A 13,337-nucleotide genomic window follows, 5' to 3' on the forward strand; every position below is an offset into this window, starting at 1 on the left:
AAGGTCGCGGTCGTGACAATTCAACTACTCCCAGCCGTTGACGTGGCCGACGGCAAAGCCGTCCGACTGTTTCAAGGTGAGGCCGGCTCGGCCACCGACTACGGCGATCCGCTCGCGGCAGCCTTGGCCTGGCAAGAGCAAGGCGCCGAGTGGGTTCATCTCGTTGACCTTGACGCGGCCTTCGGCCGTGGCTCGAACAGCGAACTGCTGGCCCGGATTGTCGGCGCGTTGGACATCGACGTAGAACTGTCCGGTGGCATTCGCGACGACGAGTCCCTGGCGGCAGCCCTGGCGACGGGCTGCATGCGGATCAATATCGGCACCGCCGCGTTGGAGAACCCGGACTGGTGTGGCCGAGCGATTGCCCACCATGGCGATCAGATCGCCATCGGCCTTGATGTGCGAGGCACGACTCTTGCGGCGCGCGGCTGGGTTCAGGAAGGCGGCGAGTTGTACGAGACGCTAGCCAGGCTGGAGCAGGACGGCTGTGCGCGGTACGTCGTGACCGACGTCGAGAAGGACGGCACGCTCAAGGGTCCGAACCTGCACCTGTTGCGCGAGGTCTGCAAGCGCACTGATAAGCCGGTGGTCGCCAGCGGTGGTGTGTCGTCACTGGAGGACATCCACGAGCTAGCTGGCCTTGAGCACCTCGGCGTCGAAGGAATCATCATCGGCAAGGCCCTGTACTCGGGGGCGTTCAGTTTGCCTGAGGCGCTCGCCTCGGTTGCGCCCCGGCTCGACTTCATTGATCCGAATTTGGCGCAATAGCCAGCACCTCACCCAACCGTGCGGACCGACTAGCCTGTGGGCATGCCGGTCGCCGTGAGAGTCATTCCATGCTTGGACGTCGACGCCGGCAGGGTGGTCAAGGGTGTGAATTTCACTGACCTGCGGGACGCCGGCGATCCGGTGGAACTTGCTCGGGCTTACAACGAGGCAGGTGCCGACGAGCTGGTATTCCTTGACATCACCGCAAGCAGTTCAGATCGTTCGACCACCTACGACGTTGTCCGGCGCACGGCCGAGGAGGTCTTTATCCCGTTGACGGTGGGCGGGGGCGTCCGGACGGTGGCGGACATCGACCGGCTACTGCGGGCCGGAGCCGACAAGGTCGGGGTCAACACCGCAGCTATTGACCGACCCGAATTCCTCACGGAGGCTGCGACGCAATTCGGTTCTCAATGCGTCGTGTTGTCCGTCGATGCCCGCCGCTGTCCGCCGGGGACGGTGACTGAGTCGGGTTTCGAGGTGACAACCCATGGCGGGCGGAAGGGGACTGGAATCGACGCAGTCGAATGGGCGGCCGAAGGTGCCCGGCGGGGAGCTGGTGAGATTCTGTTGAACTCGATGGATGCCGATGGCACCCGAGACGGCTTCGACATCGATCTCATCGAGCGGGTGCGTGCTGTGGTGGTGGTGCCCGTCATCGCCAGCGGTGGGGCGGGCAAGTGCGCCGACTTCCCACCCGCGGTGGCTGCGGGTGCCGACGCTGTTTTGGCGGCCAGCGTGTTCCATTTTGGGACGCTACGCATTGCCGACGTGAAGCACGAGCTTGCCGCCGGCGGTTACGCCGTCCGTTGAGCGAGTTCAGATCGACAGGTCTGCGTCGCGCAGCGCCGCGACCGCTTCTGGGCTTCCCTCGATGTGAACCTGGGACTGCTCTTTGCGGCCGTAGCAGTACAGCAGCAGTTCGGCGGCCGGCCCACTGATCACGACGCGGGGACTGCCGCTGCGGGCGTTGACTTCGCCCCCGTCACCGTCGGTGCGGTGCAGGACGACCCCGATCGGCACCCGCCGGAGCAAGCCTTTGCCGCGCGCTTTGCAGATTCCCCACAGTGAGTCGGCGAACTTCGGTGGTAGGTCGCGGGGCTGCCAGTCGTCTCCGGCCCGACGGACATCTTCGAGGTGAACGAAGAACTCGCCGGTGTTCGCCAGCGCATCGGCCTTGGGAAGGGAGAACGGCGAGAAGCGGGGTGGACCGTTTCGGACCGATTCGATCAGTTCTGGCCACGGGCGCGACGCGATCGAGTTCTGCGTGCGGTCTGTCCAGCCGGCCAGCGGCTTGATAACGATGCCCAACGCTGCATCCGGTCGCGACTCTCGAAGAACCAAGTGGGCGGCAAGGTCGGAGGTAGTCCAGTCCCCACACAACGTCGGGGCGTCGGGACCGACCTCCTCGAACAGATCGCTCAGCTGTTGACGTTCGGACTGGGCCCAGGAAGTGGTAGTCACAAATCACCACCCTACGCGGGTAACTCCCGCGCCGACCACGGCGCACACCCGGCACAATGGCAACCATGACCAGGGATCCCGCCGCAGAACTGCTGCGCCAACTAGCGCCCAACGACGATGGATTGGTCCCGGCAATCGCGCAGCAGTGGGACACGGGAGAGGTCTTGATGCTGGCGTGGATGGATTCCGAGGCACTTCGCCGCACGCTGGCGACCGGTCGCGCCACCTTTTGGTCTCGCAGCCGCAGTGAGTACTGGCGCAAGGGTGACACCTCCGGCCATGTCCAGCACGTTCGTCGAGTGCAACTCGACTGCGACGGCGACGCGCTCTTGCTCAGCGTCGACCAGGTCGGTCCGGCCTGTCACACGGGCCTGCGCAGTTGCTTTGAGACGGCGCACATTGATCTCGCGAGTAGGGCTGAGGAGTCCGCGGGGGACCAGCTGTGACACCGGCAGAGGGTCAGCCCGAAGCAACCGGCGATGACCAAGTCTACGCCCGGTTGGCACAAGTCCCCGACGGCACGACTGTGCCGAACCGGGCGGCGGTCGGTCGGTTGGCCAAGGATCGGCGAGTAGTCCCCATCGTCCGTCGGTTGTTGGCCGACGGGGAGACTCCCGTCGGTTTGTACCGCAAACTGGCCGCTGATCGGCCTGGCACCTACTTGCTCGAGTCTGCCGAACACGGTGGAGTGTGGTCGCGGTACTCCTTTGTCGGCGTTCGTTGTTCGGCAATGCTGACTGAAGTCGATGGGCGACCGGTATGGATCGGTGATGTGCCCGTAGCGGTGGGAAGCACCCCCGGCGGTATGACTGCACTGGAAGTCATGCGCGACACGTTGGCCGCCTTGCACTCACCGAGACTGGCCGGTCTACCGCCGCTGACGAGCGGTCTGGTGGGAATGATCGGCTACGACGCGGTCCGGCGCTGGGAGCGGTTACCGGAGTTGACGGAGGATGATCTGGGGTTGCCCGAGGTCGCGATGCTGGTCGCATCGGACCTTGCGGTACTTGATCACTACGACGGCTCTGTGTTGTTGATTGCCAATGTGGTGCTCGGCGAGGCTGACACGAGCGCAACTGAGCTGAACCTGCTCTACGACGATGCCGTCGCGCGTATCGACGCAATGGCTTGCCGCCTGCAACAACCGGTCGCGACGCCTGCCTGGACGTTCGACGGTTCGGTGGAGCCGGACTTCCAGGCGATGACGCAACCGGAGCAGTACTACGAGAAAGTGGAAGCGGCGCGGGAACATATTCGGGCGGGCGACGCCTTTCAAGTTGTTGTCTCACAGCGGTTCCAGACCCCGACCACAGCGGATGCGTTGGATATCTACCGCATCCTGCGGATCAGCAATCCGAGTCCGTACATGTACCTGATCCGGTTCCCGGCAGCGCTGGGCGACTCCGTACCCACCAACGGCGGGACCGCGCAAGGTGGATCCGACCCGCACCGTCCTGGACTGGGTGATGCGACTGCGTTCTCAGTGGTCGGATCGAGCCCTGAAGCGTTGGTCAAATTGGACGACGGTCGAGCCATGATGCACCCCATCGCTGGCAGCCGACCCCGGGGAGCGACGCCTGAGCGTGACGCTGAACTTGCCGACGAGTTGCTCGCCGACGACAAGGAACGCGCCGAGCATTTGATGTTGGTTGACCTCGGGCGAAATGACGTCGGAAGAGTGAGCCAACCGGGCTCAGTTGAGGTCGTCGAATTCATGGAAGTCGAGCGCTACTCCCACATCATGCACATCGTTTCGACCGTTGTGGGCCAGTTGTCCGCTGGGAAGACCGCCTACGACTTACTCGCCGCGACCTTTCCAGCGGGGACGTTGTCCGGGGCTCCCAAGCCACGAGCGATGGAGATCATCGAGGACCTTGAGTCCACCCGTCGTGGCCTGTACGGGGGAGTTGTGGGCTATCTCGATTTCGCCGGCGACATGGACACTGCGATCGCGATTCGGACTGCTGTTCTGCGCGACGGGATGGCCTATGTCCAAGCGGGCGCAGGACTGGTGGCCGACTCAGATCCGGTCACCGAAGAGCAGGAATGCCGCAACAAGGCCGCAGCTGTTCTGCGTGCAATCGCAATGGCGCAGACAATGCGGGAGGCGACCTCGTGAGCAAACCCGATTCCGTTGAACCGGTCGCGGGGTTCAGTCAGGACGCTGATTCAACCGCGCGTTCCAAGCGGATGTACCCGTTGGTATTGATGTGTCTGCTGTTGTCGGCTGGGATCAGCGTGTGGGCCCTGCAGCGGACCTGGGTTACTGCCTCGGTAACAGAACCAGGGCTACCGGTGGACAGTGAGACCGCCACCGGATCAAGCCTCTATCCCGCCTCGTTGGCCGGTGCTTGGTTGGCTCTGGCGTGTGTGGTCGCGATCGTGGCGGCTCGCGGGCGGTGGCGTTCCGTGGTGGGGGTCGTGGTGGTGTTGGCGGCGGTGGCAACCATGGTCTCTGCGGTTGCGTTCCCACTGACCGCTGATGTCGAGTTCGCCTCCGCAAGTCTGAGCTCTCGGCCTAACCTGCAGGTGACTACCGGCAAGTGGTGGATCTTGACGGGCATCTGCGCGCTAGTGATCTTCGCTTGCGGGCTCGCCGTACTTCGGTGGTCAGGCCAGTGGCGCTCGTTGTCGGCTCGCCAAGCTGGGACCGCCACTGTCGAACTCAGCGACTGGGAGAAGCTCGATCGTGGGGTGGACCCGACTGCACCGGCCGATCACGACGCTCGGGACGCTGCGAGCCGTGACGAGCCCGTTAAGCGCTCCAATTCGGTAGCTAACGAGGACAACTGAGCTTGACCTGCCACAATGGCGCGCAACACGTCAGTATGTACGTCGGCGCGCGCTAGAGTCCGGGCACCGATTGTTCTCAAGGAGGCACCGAATGGCTCATATCGAACCCAGGGATGAAGAAGGCCAGACACCGGCCGCCTGGACTGCTGTGACGATCATGCTTTTTGCGTTCGTTGTGGGGACCTTCGGCGTTGTGATCGGTCAAATCTGGGTCATGTGGCTCGGTGTCGGCATCCTGATCCTTGGCGGTGTTGTCGGCAAGGTCATGGGCATGATGGGTATGGGGCAGTACCCACGCGGCAAACAGGAAGCTGCATCCTGAGACTGGCTCACGGGCCGATACAGGGTCGGGTGATCACCGGTGAGTGAACCCGCCCGGGGACTCGTCGTTGTTGTGGAGGACGAGCCGAGCATCGCCGAGCTGCTTCGGTTGTACCTCGCCAGAGAAGGGTTCGGCGTGCATGTCGAGGTGGACGGGCAAGCGGGCTACGACGCTATCGTCAAGAATCGGCCGGTAGCGGCTGTCCTCGATGTGGGTCTTCCCTCACTGTCAGGAACCGAAATCTGTCGTCAACTTCGGGCTGCTGACGATTGGACTCCGGTCCTGTTTTGCACGGCCCGTGACGACGAGATCGACCGCGTGATCGGGCTGGAGATGGGGGCCGATGACTACATCACCAAGCCGTTCAGCCCGAGAGAAGTCGTCGCCCGTGTCAAAGCTGTTGTCCGCCGGGCAGCGGGGCAAACCGGCCAGAGTGACGTGCTCAGGCTCGCGGACATAGAAGTTGACCGGGGGTCGCGTCGCGCCACGGTCGGTGGTCAGGACCTCTCCTTGACACCCACCGAATTCGACTTGTTGGCACATCTGGTTGCTCGGCCTGGGCGAGTGTTCAGTCGTGAGCAACTACTCAGTGAGGTGTGGGGTTACTCCAGCGTTGTCAGCTCGCGGACAGTCGACGTGCATGTCGCCCAACTCCGAGCCAAGCTGGGCGATTCCGAGATCATCCGCACGGTGAGGGGAATTGGGTACTCGGTCGAAGCACCCGGACGTGACGACGCTTCGTCGCCCGAGTAACGGGAGTCTGTGTGCCTAGCGCAACGCCGCTGTCGAGCACCAAGGCCACAGTCTCGGCCGTGACAGCTCGTGCCAGGGGCCTGTCGCTGGCAGTTCGGATCGCCCTGGTCACCGTGGCATCAGCCGTTCTGGCGGTGATGGTTGCCGGTGCGGTGTCGTACCCGTTGGCGCGCAGTGCGAGTCAGCAGGAGTCGCAGAACCGGTTGGAACAACTCACCAACGCAACGGTGGCGGCGGTGGACCGTCGACCACTGCCCTCCGGCGATCTCTTCCCGGCCCGGCTGGTTCAGGTTCTGCGGTCTGAGGACATCTCCGTTTACTACGTCAACCCGGGTGGTCAGTTGCCGGAGTTCTTCACCGCTGCTGATGCGGCGGCCCTAGCCAATGGGCAGGAGATTCAGGGCGAACGCGAAAGCAGCGAAGGTCAGGTGCTCGTGTCCGCCCGCAAACTGAGTACGGGCGGTGCCATTGTGCTGACTCAGCCGGTGACCGTCACCGGTCGCTTCGCTTTCGCTGTGATCGGCCGGTTCGCGGTGGCGCTGGCGATCGGCGTCGCTATCGCGGCGGCCTTCGGCCTGTTGCTCGCGCGCAGGTTGACGCGTTCGCTACGCGATGCCGCCGACGCCGCCAAGCGTCTTGGCCAAGGCGAGCGAGATGTGCAACTGAGCGTTGAGGGTCCGGCTGAGATCGCGGAACTAGCAGAAGCGTTGAACCAACTCAGGCAGGCGTTGACGGTATCCGAGGGCAGGCAACGTGAGTTTCTACTTTCGGTCTCGCACGAACTCCGCACACCACTGACGGCAATTCGGGGTTACGCCGAGGCGCTCAACGACGGCATAGTTCCACCCGCCGACGCGCCGCGGACCGGCGGGATCATGCAGTCGGAGGCCGATCGCCTCGACGCGATCGTGACGGACCTGCTGCAGCTTGCCCGGCTGGACGCATTCGACTTTCCCGTGGCGCCAGCAGCGGTCGACTTCGGCGAGATAGGCAAGCAGGCAGTCCAGGTCTGGGCAGATCGCTGCGCGGCCGAGGGTCTTCGCCTGGAGTCAGAACTCGGTGCTGATGAACTCGTTGGCTACACCGATCCCATTCGAGTGCGCCAGATCATCGACAACCTGTGTGCCAACGCTCTGCGGGTAACGCCGCAGGGTGGCGTGATCGCGTTGACAGTTCGGTCGGACCGGCCTGACCAGGTCACCGTCGAGGTCCGCGACAGCGGTCCGGGACTGACACCGGATGACTGCGTTGTTGCCTTTGAACCGGCCGAGCTGTACACCCGCTACCGCGGCGTCCGGCAGGTGGGAACGGGTGTCGGGCTCGCACTTGTTGGCCGGCTCAGCCGGAGACTGGGTGGAACGGCGTCAGCAGGATCCGCCGCCGAAGGGGGAGCGCGGTTCACGATTACGGTCGCGCGATACCTGCAGGATCCCAACCCGGCAAGTCGCAATCCGCCGCATGTGAATGCGACATAGGGTCTGACGTGTGACATTGGGGCAAACCGTCGAACCTGGTCCGCGGGTAGCCAGCTCCTGGCTTGCCCCGGCGGTCGTCGCGACGTTGTGTTTGTTCCCACCGACCGGAGTCGTCGCGGTGTACTTCGCAGCCCAGGTACGCCCGCTCTGGGCCGCCGGGGATAGGCGTGCGGCAAACACGGCGGCCCGCCGTGCGCGAGCGTGGACACTACTGAGCATTTTCCTTTGGGTGGTATTCATGGCTATCTTGGTCGCTACGGGTCGACTCGGACGGTTGTTGGAGGCAGGTGTCGTATGAGCGCGCATACTCACGAGGTGCCCAGCCAAGAGGTGCCCACGCGCTTCCAGCGCATGCTGTGGCCAAGTATCGGTGTCGGCGTCACGCTGGCCACAACTGCGTACGTTCGCCAGGTAGACCCCAACCAGCCGGGCCACTACTTGCCGTGTCCGTTGAAGTTCGTCACCGGCATTGACTGCCCCGCGTGCGGCGGGCTCAGATGCGTCCACTCGCTGACCAATGGGGACATCGTCGGTGCGCTCGACCACAACGCGCTAGCGGTCGTTGTTCTGCCGTTGATCGCCGTCGCCGTTCTCTTTGCGCTTCGCCGTCGGTGGATCGGACCAGTCCAACCATCGGCCGCAGAGCCAGCCGACCAACCGTCAGCAGGAGAATCCGCGGGCTTCGCGCACTCCGAACCGTTCGTGACTTCGACGCCCAGTGGTGTTTCGTCGGACGCAGCCACGGCGAGCGGCACCACGGCGGCCACTGACACGTTGCAGCGGCAGCCGCTACCCGAGACCGATACTGAACTGTCCGACCAAGCGCGGGCTGCGGCTCGTCGCCAGAAGATTCTTATGACGGCACTCATAATTGTGACGCTGGCATTCACCGTCGCCCGGAACATTCCGTCGATACCGTTTCTCAATTCCGCCATCGGCTAGAACCCGCTGAGCCGCCGTTAGTAACCGCCCGTTGGCGATCGAGTCTGAGTCGCTACTCTGGAGCGCGTGAGCGTGCTTGACGACATCCTCGTGGGAGTGCGCGAGGACCTTGAGGTTCGTCAGCTAGCGGTGTCACTTGATGACCTCAAACTGCTGGCCCAATCGGCCCCAACTCCCCGCGACGCGTTGGCCGCCCTGCGTTCCGACGGCGTGAATGTCATTGCTGAGGTGAAGCGGGCGAGTCCAAGCATGGGTCTGTTGGCGGAGATCACTGATCCGGCCGCGCTTGCCGCTGCTTACGAGGCGGGGGGCGCTGCTTGCATTTCAGTGCTGACCGAACGGCGCAGATTCGGGGGCAGCCTGGCGGACCTCGATGCGGTCCGAGCGGCCGTCGACATACCCGTCCTGCGCAAGGACTTCATCTTCACGTCGTACCAACTGTGGGAGGCTCGGGCGCACGGCGCCGACCTCGCATTGCTGATCGTGGCGGCACTCGATGATCAGGCGCTCGTGTCGCTGATCGAACGCGCGGAGTCGGTCGGCCTTACGCCGCTGGTTGAGATTCACGACGAGGACGAACTCGCCCGCGCACTGGCCGCCGACGCGAAGCTCATCGGGATTAATGCACGCAACTTGAAAACCCTTGACGTCGACCGTGACGTCTTCGCTCGGATTGCCCGGCTGGTTCCACCGGATATCGTGCTCGTCGCTGAGTCGGGAATTCGCGGTCCCCGTGATCTGGTGAGCTACGCCGGCGTCGGTGCCGATGCGGTACTGGTCGGTCAGTCGTTGGTCACAGGTCCGGATCCGCGAGCCGCCGTGCACGATCTTGTCGCGGCTGGAGCGCATCCATCAGTCAAGAACCAACGGGGCACGGGATGACGGCGACCACCCCCGATACAGCTGGCCGATTCGGGCAGTACGGCGGCCGGTTTGTGCCGGAAGCCCTGATGGCCGCTCTTGATCAACTAGACGTGAGTTTCCGTGCCGCGCTAGCCGACCCAGCATTCGTTGCCGAGCTCGACCACCTCCAGCGCACGTACAACGGTCGTCCCAATCCGATCACCGACGCAACCCGGCTCTCCGAGCACTCGGGCGGGGCGACGATTCTGCTCAAACGCGAGGACCTCAACCACACCGGCTCGCACAAGATCAACAATGTGCTTGGTCAAGCACTGCTCACCAAACGCATGGGCAAGACGCGCGTCATCGCCGAGACCGGTGCCGGTCAACATGGCGTTGCGACAGCAACCGCCGCAGCACTGATGGGTCTTGAGTGCGTCGTGTATATGGGCGAGGAAGACACCGTCCGACAGGCTCTGAACGTCGCTCGCATGCAACTGCTGGGTGCCGAGGTCATCCCAGTGTCGGTCGGAAGCCGCACCCTCAAAGATGCCATCAACGAGGCGATGCGCGACTGGGTCACCAACGTCGACTCGACGCATTACTTGCTCGGAACCGTCGCGGGTCCGGCGCCGTTCCCAGAGATGGTCCGCGAATTTCATTCCGTCATCGGAGCGGAGTCTCGCGAACAAGTGCTCGCGCAGTGGGGTCGGCTGCCTGACGCGGTCGCGGCTTGTGTCGGCGGCGGCAGCAATGCCATCGGCATCTTCCACGCCTTCATCGACGACCCACAGGTCGCGCTATATGGATTTGAGGCGGGTGGGTCGGGGATCGAGTCAGGTAGGCACGCGGCCACCCTGACCGGTGGGTCCATCGGCGTACTGCACGGTTCGCGTTCGTACCTACTTCAAGACGACGATGGTCAGACCATCGAGTCGCACTCAATCAGCGCAGGACTGGACTACCCGTCGGTTGGGCCCGAGCATGCGTACCTGAAAGACACCGGCCGCGCGACCTATCGACCGATCACCGACCAGCAGGCCATGGACGCGTTCTCGCTCCTGTGCCGGACGGAGGGAATCATCCCTGCGATCGAGTCCGCTCACGCCATCGCGGGTGCGATGGAGCTGGGTCGAGAACTGGGACCGGAGGCCATGATTCTGGTCAACCTCTCGGGCCGCGGGGACAAGGACGTGGAGACCGCAGCGCGCTGGTTTGGGCTGCCCGGCGGAGACGATCAGCAGCCTGAGGATGATCCGTCATGAGCCGGTTGGCAGAGACGTTTGCCGCCGCCCGGGCGGATGAGCGGGCGGTCCTGATCGCGTACCTGCCCGCGGGGTTCCCCACGCTGCACGATTGCGTTCCCGTCATCGCCGCGATGGTCGAAAATGGCGTTGATGTGGTGGAGATCGGGCTTCCCTACAGCGACCCATTGATGGACGGTCCTGTCATTCAAGCTGCGGTCACCTCGGCGTTGGCTCACGGGACAACCACGAAAGAGGTTCTGCGTACGGTGGAGGGCGTCGCTGGCACGGGAGCGCCCACGCTGGTGATGTCGTACTGGAACCCGATCGAACGCTACGGGGTTGATCGATTCGCCAAGGATCTGATGTTGGCTGGGGGAGTGGGCGTGATCACCCCTGACCTCACTCCCGAGGAAGCCGAACCGTGGATCGCGGCAACGGATCAGTCCGATATAGACAGAGTCTTCTTGGTCGCTCCCTCGTCGACCGACGAGCGGATCGAACTGGTTGCCAGCGTGACATCGGGGTTTGTCTACGCCGCCTCCACAATGGGCGTGACCGGCACTCGGACCACGGTGTCGTCGGCGGCCGGAACGCTCGTTGAGCGGGTGCGCAGCCACACCAGTCTGCCGGTGTGCGTCGGGCTAGGCGTGTCCACACCCGACCAAGCTGCCGAGGTCGCAAGTTACGCCGATGGCGTCATCGTGGGTTCGGCGTTTGTCCGGGCCTTGGCCGAGGCACCCACTCCCGCCGCAGGTGCGGCGGCGGCGGCCAGACTCGCTGGCGAACTCGCCCAGGGCGTGCGGTCGGCACGAACTGCGAGGTAGCTCCACTCGCGCCGCTGCCAGCACCCCGACTGTTCGTCGGCTACGGTCGGCGGTGAGGATCGCGGCAACAACCGAGACTTGCGAAACCACAGACCAACCTGACACGTCGAAGCGGCTAAGGGCTGCTGATAACCGGACCTAGGGAGTCGACAGATGGCGGAATCCACCAAGAATGCGCGTCAGAAAGCCGCGCAGGCTCGGGCCGAGCAACTCGCCGCAGAAAAGCGACGTGAACGGATGATCCGGATCATCGGCGCGGTCGTCGTTGTGCTGGTTGTCGGCGCCATCATTGGCGGTGCGCTGTACTTCTCTAACAAGGACTCGGGCGGCGACGGACCGAACCCCTCCGCGGCTCTGCCCACCGGGGTGCAGTCGTCCACCTACGGATACCCCGTCAACCCGACCGAGGCGGCTGGCGTTCCGAACGTTCAGATCTGGGAAGACTTCCAGTGTCCCGGTTGCGCCCAATACGAGAAGTCCTCCGCAGCGGCCATTGACGCCGAAGCGAAGGCCGGACGCATGAACGTCTTACTGCGGCCAGCTACGTTCCTAGATGACAATTTCGGCAATGATGCGTCGGCGCAGGCAACCTCAGCCTGGGGCTGCGCCATCAATGCGGGCAAGTCGCTGGAGTACCACTCGGCCGTATTTGCTATGCAGCCCCAGCAGGAGGGCGTCGGCTTCACCCAACAGCAGTTGCTCGATGCCGGCAAGCAGGTCGGCATCACCGGCGACGCACTCACCACATTCGACAGTTGTGTGAAGGCGGAGACCTTCCTCGGTTGGGCCAGCAACAGCCAAGCGGAGTTTGGCAAGTCCGATGCCAAGGGCACACCGGCGATCTTCGTGAACGGCAAGGAACTCGAGAACAAGGTGCTGCCCGACAAGACCGGCCTATACACCAATCCAACCGAGCTCATCAAAGCCATCAACGCGGCTGCGAAGTAAATCACCGATACCAGTGACGAGCTTCTTCGCGTTCATTCCAAGCCCGTCGTCGGGCGTTTGGGACCTGGGACCGGTACCGATCCGGGCCTATGCCCTGTGCATCCTCGCGGGAATCATCTTTGCAGTCTGGTTCGGGAACAGGCGCTGGGTCGCCCGTGGTGGAACAGCCGGCCAGGTGACCGACGTTGCACTGTGGGCCGTGCCGTTCGGGATCGTGGGCGCACGCCTGTACCACGTCGCCACCGACTGGCCCACGTATTTTGGTTCCGGTGGGAAGGGTCTCGTCCCTGCGCTGGAGATCTGGAACGGCGGACTCGGGATTTGGGGTGGCGTAGCCGGTGGGGCGCTCGGGGCGTGGATTGCCTGCCGTCGGTACAACATCCTGCTCCCGCCGCTGGCCGATGCCATCGCTCCCGGCATCGCGTTCGCGCAGGCGATCGGGCGGTGGGGCAACTGGTTCAACCAGGAGCTTTTTGGTCGACCGACGGACTTGCCGTGGGGGCTGGAGATCTCACCGCTGAACCGGCCAGCCGGGTATGAGCAGTTCGCAACCTTTCACCCGACGTTCCTCTACGAGTCGATCTGGTGCGTGCTCGTGGCCCTGTTGGTCATCTGGGCGGACCGGCGATTCAACATGGGGCACGGTCGAGCATTCGCCCTCTACGTGGTCGCGTACTGCGTCGGTCGGTTGGTCTTCGAGCTCGTGCGTATCGATCACGCCAGCCTCGTGTTCGGGATCAGGGTGAACGTCTTTACGTCAGTCCTTGTGGGTGCGTGTGCTGCCGGGTACATCGTCATCTCGGCCCGCAGACAGCCTGGCCGGGAGGATCACCTCTACCGAGTCGCGCCTGCCCAGGAGGAGTCGGTGGGGACTACCTAGCCAGCCACGCTTACCTGCGCTTTCCTCGATCAGCCCGGTCGGGCTAGAATCACCGGCTAGACCATCTGTTGCAGTTGG

The 13,337-nt window shown here is 63.9% G+C and carries 16 protein-coding genes; 15 read left to right on the top strand and 1 reads right to left on the bottom strand.

All coding sequences use genetic code 11. The features are described 5' to 3' along the window. Positions 1 to 12: 12 nt before the first annotated feature. Complete coding sequence (gene priA, locus KAZ48_01435; GenBank protein ID MBP7971430.1) at positions 13 to 768, top strand: bifunctional 1-(5-phosphoribosyl)-5-((5-phosphoribosylamino)methylideneamino)imidazole-4-carboxamide isomerase/phosphoribosylanthranilate isomerase PriA; 756 nt, start codon at positions 13 to 15, stop codon at positions 766 to 768. A 42-nt stretch (positions 769 to 810) separates the two neighbouring features. Continuing rightward, the gene (gene hisF, locus KAZ48_01440; protein ID MBP7971431.1) at positions 811 to 1,581 is read left to right on the top strand and encodes an imidazole glycerol phosphate synthase subunit HisF; all 771 of its coding nucleotides are present in this window, start codon (positions 811 to 813) and stop codon (positions 1,579 to 1,581) included. A gap of 6 nt (positions 1,582 to 1,587) precedes the next feature. Here hisF and KAZ48_01445 read toward each other — a convergent pair whose 3' ends face one another. Then, positions 1,588 to 2,232: a TIGR03085 family protein gene (locus KAZ48_01445; GenBank protein ID MBP7971432.1), complete on the bottom strand. Its 645-nt coding sequence runs from the start codon at positions 2,230 to 2,232 to the stop codon at positions 1,588 to 1,590. Positions 2,233 to 2,297: 65 nt separating this feature from the next. Between KAZ48_01445 and hisI the strand changes: the two genes are divergently transcribed. From hisI to KAZ48_01510, 13 genes are all read left to right on the top strand, one after another. Then, positions 2,298 to 2,678, top strand: a complete 381-nt coding sequence (gene hisI, locus KAZ48_01450; GenBank protein ID MBP7971433.1) for a phosphoribosyl-AMP cyclohydrolase — start codon at positions 2,298 to 2,300, stop codon at positions 2,676 to 2,678. Positions 2,679 to 2,758: 80 nt separating this feature from the next. Then, entirely contained in the window at positions 2,759 to 4,351 is a 1,593-nt protein-coding gene (trpE, locus tag KAZ48_01455) for an anthranilate synthase component I (protein ID MBP7971434.1), read from the top strand. Next, positions 4,348 to 5,025, top strand: coding sequence for a Trp biosynthesis-associated membrane protein (locus tag KAZ48_01460; GenBank protein MBP7971435.1), 678 nt, complete (start codon positions 4,348 to 4,350; stop codon positions 5,023 to 5,025). Before trpE ends, KAZ48_01460 begins: the two co-directional genes overlap by 4 nt. Positions 5,026 to 5,116: 91 nt before the next feature. Further along, positions 5,117 to 5,347 (top strand): hypothetical protein, encoded by a 231-nt coding sequence (locus tag KAZ48_01465; GenBank protein ID MBP7971436.1) that lies wholly within the window; start codon positions 5,117 to 5,119, stop codon positions 5,345 to 5,347. A gap of 39 nt (positions 5,348 to 5,386) precedes the next feature. After that, positions 5,387 to 6,100, top strand: a complete 714-nt coding sequence (locus KAZ48_01470; GenBank protein MBP7971437.1) for a response regulator transcription factor — start codon at positions 5,387 to 5,389, stop codon at positions 6,098 to 6,100. Positions 6,101 to 6,111: 11 nt separating this feature from the next. After that, complete coding sequence (locus KAZ48_01475) at positions 6,112 to 7,575, top strand: HAMP domain-containing histidine kinase (GenBank protein ID MBP7971438.1); 1,464 nt, start codon at positions 6,112 to 6,114, stop codon at positions 7,573 to 7,575. A 10-nt stretch (positions 7,576 to 7,585) separates the two neighbouring features. Further along, positions 7,586 to 7,873 (top strand): CD225/dispanin family protein, encoded by a 288-nt coding sequence (locus KAZ48_01480; GenBank protein MBP7971439.1) that lies wholly within the window; start codon positions 7,586 to 7,588, stop codon positions 7,871 to 7,873. Further along, positions 7,870 to 8,517: a DUF2752 domain-containing protein gene (locus tag KAZ48_01485; protein ID MBP7971440.1), complete on the top strand. Its 648-nt coding sequence runs from the start codon at positions 7,870 to 7,872 to the stop codon at positions 8,515 to 8,517. Before KAZ48_01480 ends, KAZ48_01485 begins: the two co-directional genes overlap by 4 nt. A 66-nt stretch (positions 8,518 to 8,583) precedes the next feature. Continuing rightward, positions 8,584 to 9,399 (top strand): indole-3-glycerol phosphate synthase TrpC, encoded by an 816-nt coding sequence (gene trpC / locus KAZ48_01490; GenBank protein ID MBP7971441.1) that lies wholly within the window; start codon positions 8,584 to 8,586, stop codon positions 9,397 to 9,399. Next, entirely contained in the window at positions 9,396 to 10,625 is a 1,230-nt protein-coding gene (gene trpB, locus KAZ48_01495) for a tryptophan synthase subunit beta (protein ID MBP7971442.1), read from the top strand. The genes trpC and trpB overlap by 4 nt, the downstream gene beginning before the upstream one ends. Further along, positions 10,622 to 11,431: a tryptophan synthase subunit alpha gene (locus tag KAZ48_01500; protein MBP7971443.1), complete on the top strand. Its 810-nt coding sequence runs from the start codon at positions 10,622 to 10,624 to the stop codon at positions 11,429 to 11,431. Before trpB ends, KAZ48_01500 begins: the two co-directional genes overlap by 4 nt. A gap of 153 nt (positions 11,432 to 11,584) precedes the next feature. Continuing rightward, entirely contained in the window at positions 11,585 to 12,379 is a 795-nt protein-coding gene (locus KAZ48_01505) for a thioredoxin domain-containing protein (GenBank protein MBP7971444.1), read from the top strand. A gap of 7 nt (positions 12,380 to 12,386) precedes the next feature. Further along, on the top strand, positions 12,387 to 13,259 hold the full coding sequence (locus KAZ48_01510; protein ID MBP7971445.1) for a prolipoprotein diacylglyceryl transferase: 873 nt from the start codon (positions 12,387 to 12,389) through the stop codon (positions 13,257 to 13,259). Positions 13,260 to 13,337 lie beyond the last annotated feature (78 nt).

Source organism: Candidatus Nanopelagicales bacterium (genome assembly GCA_018003655.1).
GTDB lineage: Bacteria > Actinomycetota > Actinomycetes > S36-B12 > UBA10799 > JAGNDY01.

What these genes read in the sequence shown, in the direction of transcription:
- trpB (MBP7971442.1), top strand. Translation starts at nt 9,396, where the DNA reads ATGACGGCGACCACCCCCGATACAGCTGGCCGATTCGGGCAGTACGGC.
- KAZ48_01500 (MBP7971443.1), top strand. Translation starts at nt 10,622, where the DNA reads ATGAGCCGGTTGGCAGAGACGTTTGCCGCCGCCCGGGCGGATGAGCGG.
- hisI (MBP7971433.1), top strand. Translation starts at nt 2,298, where the DNA reads ATGACCAGGGATCCCGCCGCAGAACTGCTGCGCCAACTAGCGCCCAAC.
- KAZ48_01465 (MBP7971436.1), top strand. Translation starts at nt 5,117, where the DNA reads ATGGCTCATATCGAACCCAGGGATGAAGAAGGCCAGACACCGGCCGCC.
- KAZ48_01505 (MBP7971444.1), top strand. Translation starts at nt 11,585, where the DNA reads ATGGCGGAATCCACCAAGAATGCGCGTCAGAAAGCCGCGCAGGCTCGG.
- KAZ48_01485 (MBP7971440.1), top strand. Translation starts at nt 7,870, where the DNA reads ATGAGCGCGCATACTCACGAGGTGCCCAGCCAAGAGGTGCCCACGCGC.
- hisF (MBP7971431.1), top strand. Translation starts at nt 811, where the DNA reads ATGCCGGTCGCCGTGAGAGTCATTCCATGCTTGGACGTCGACGCCGGC.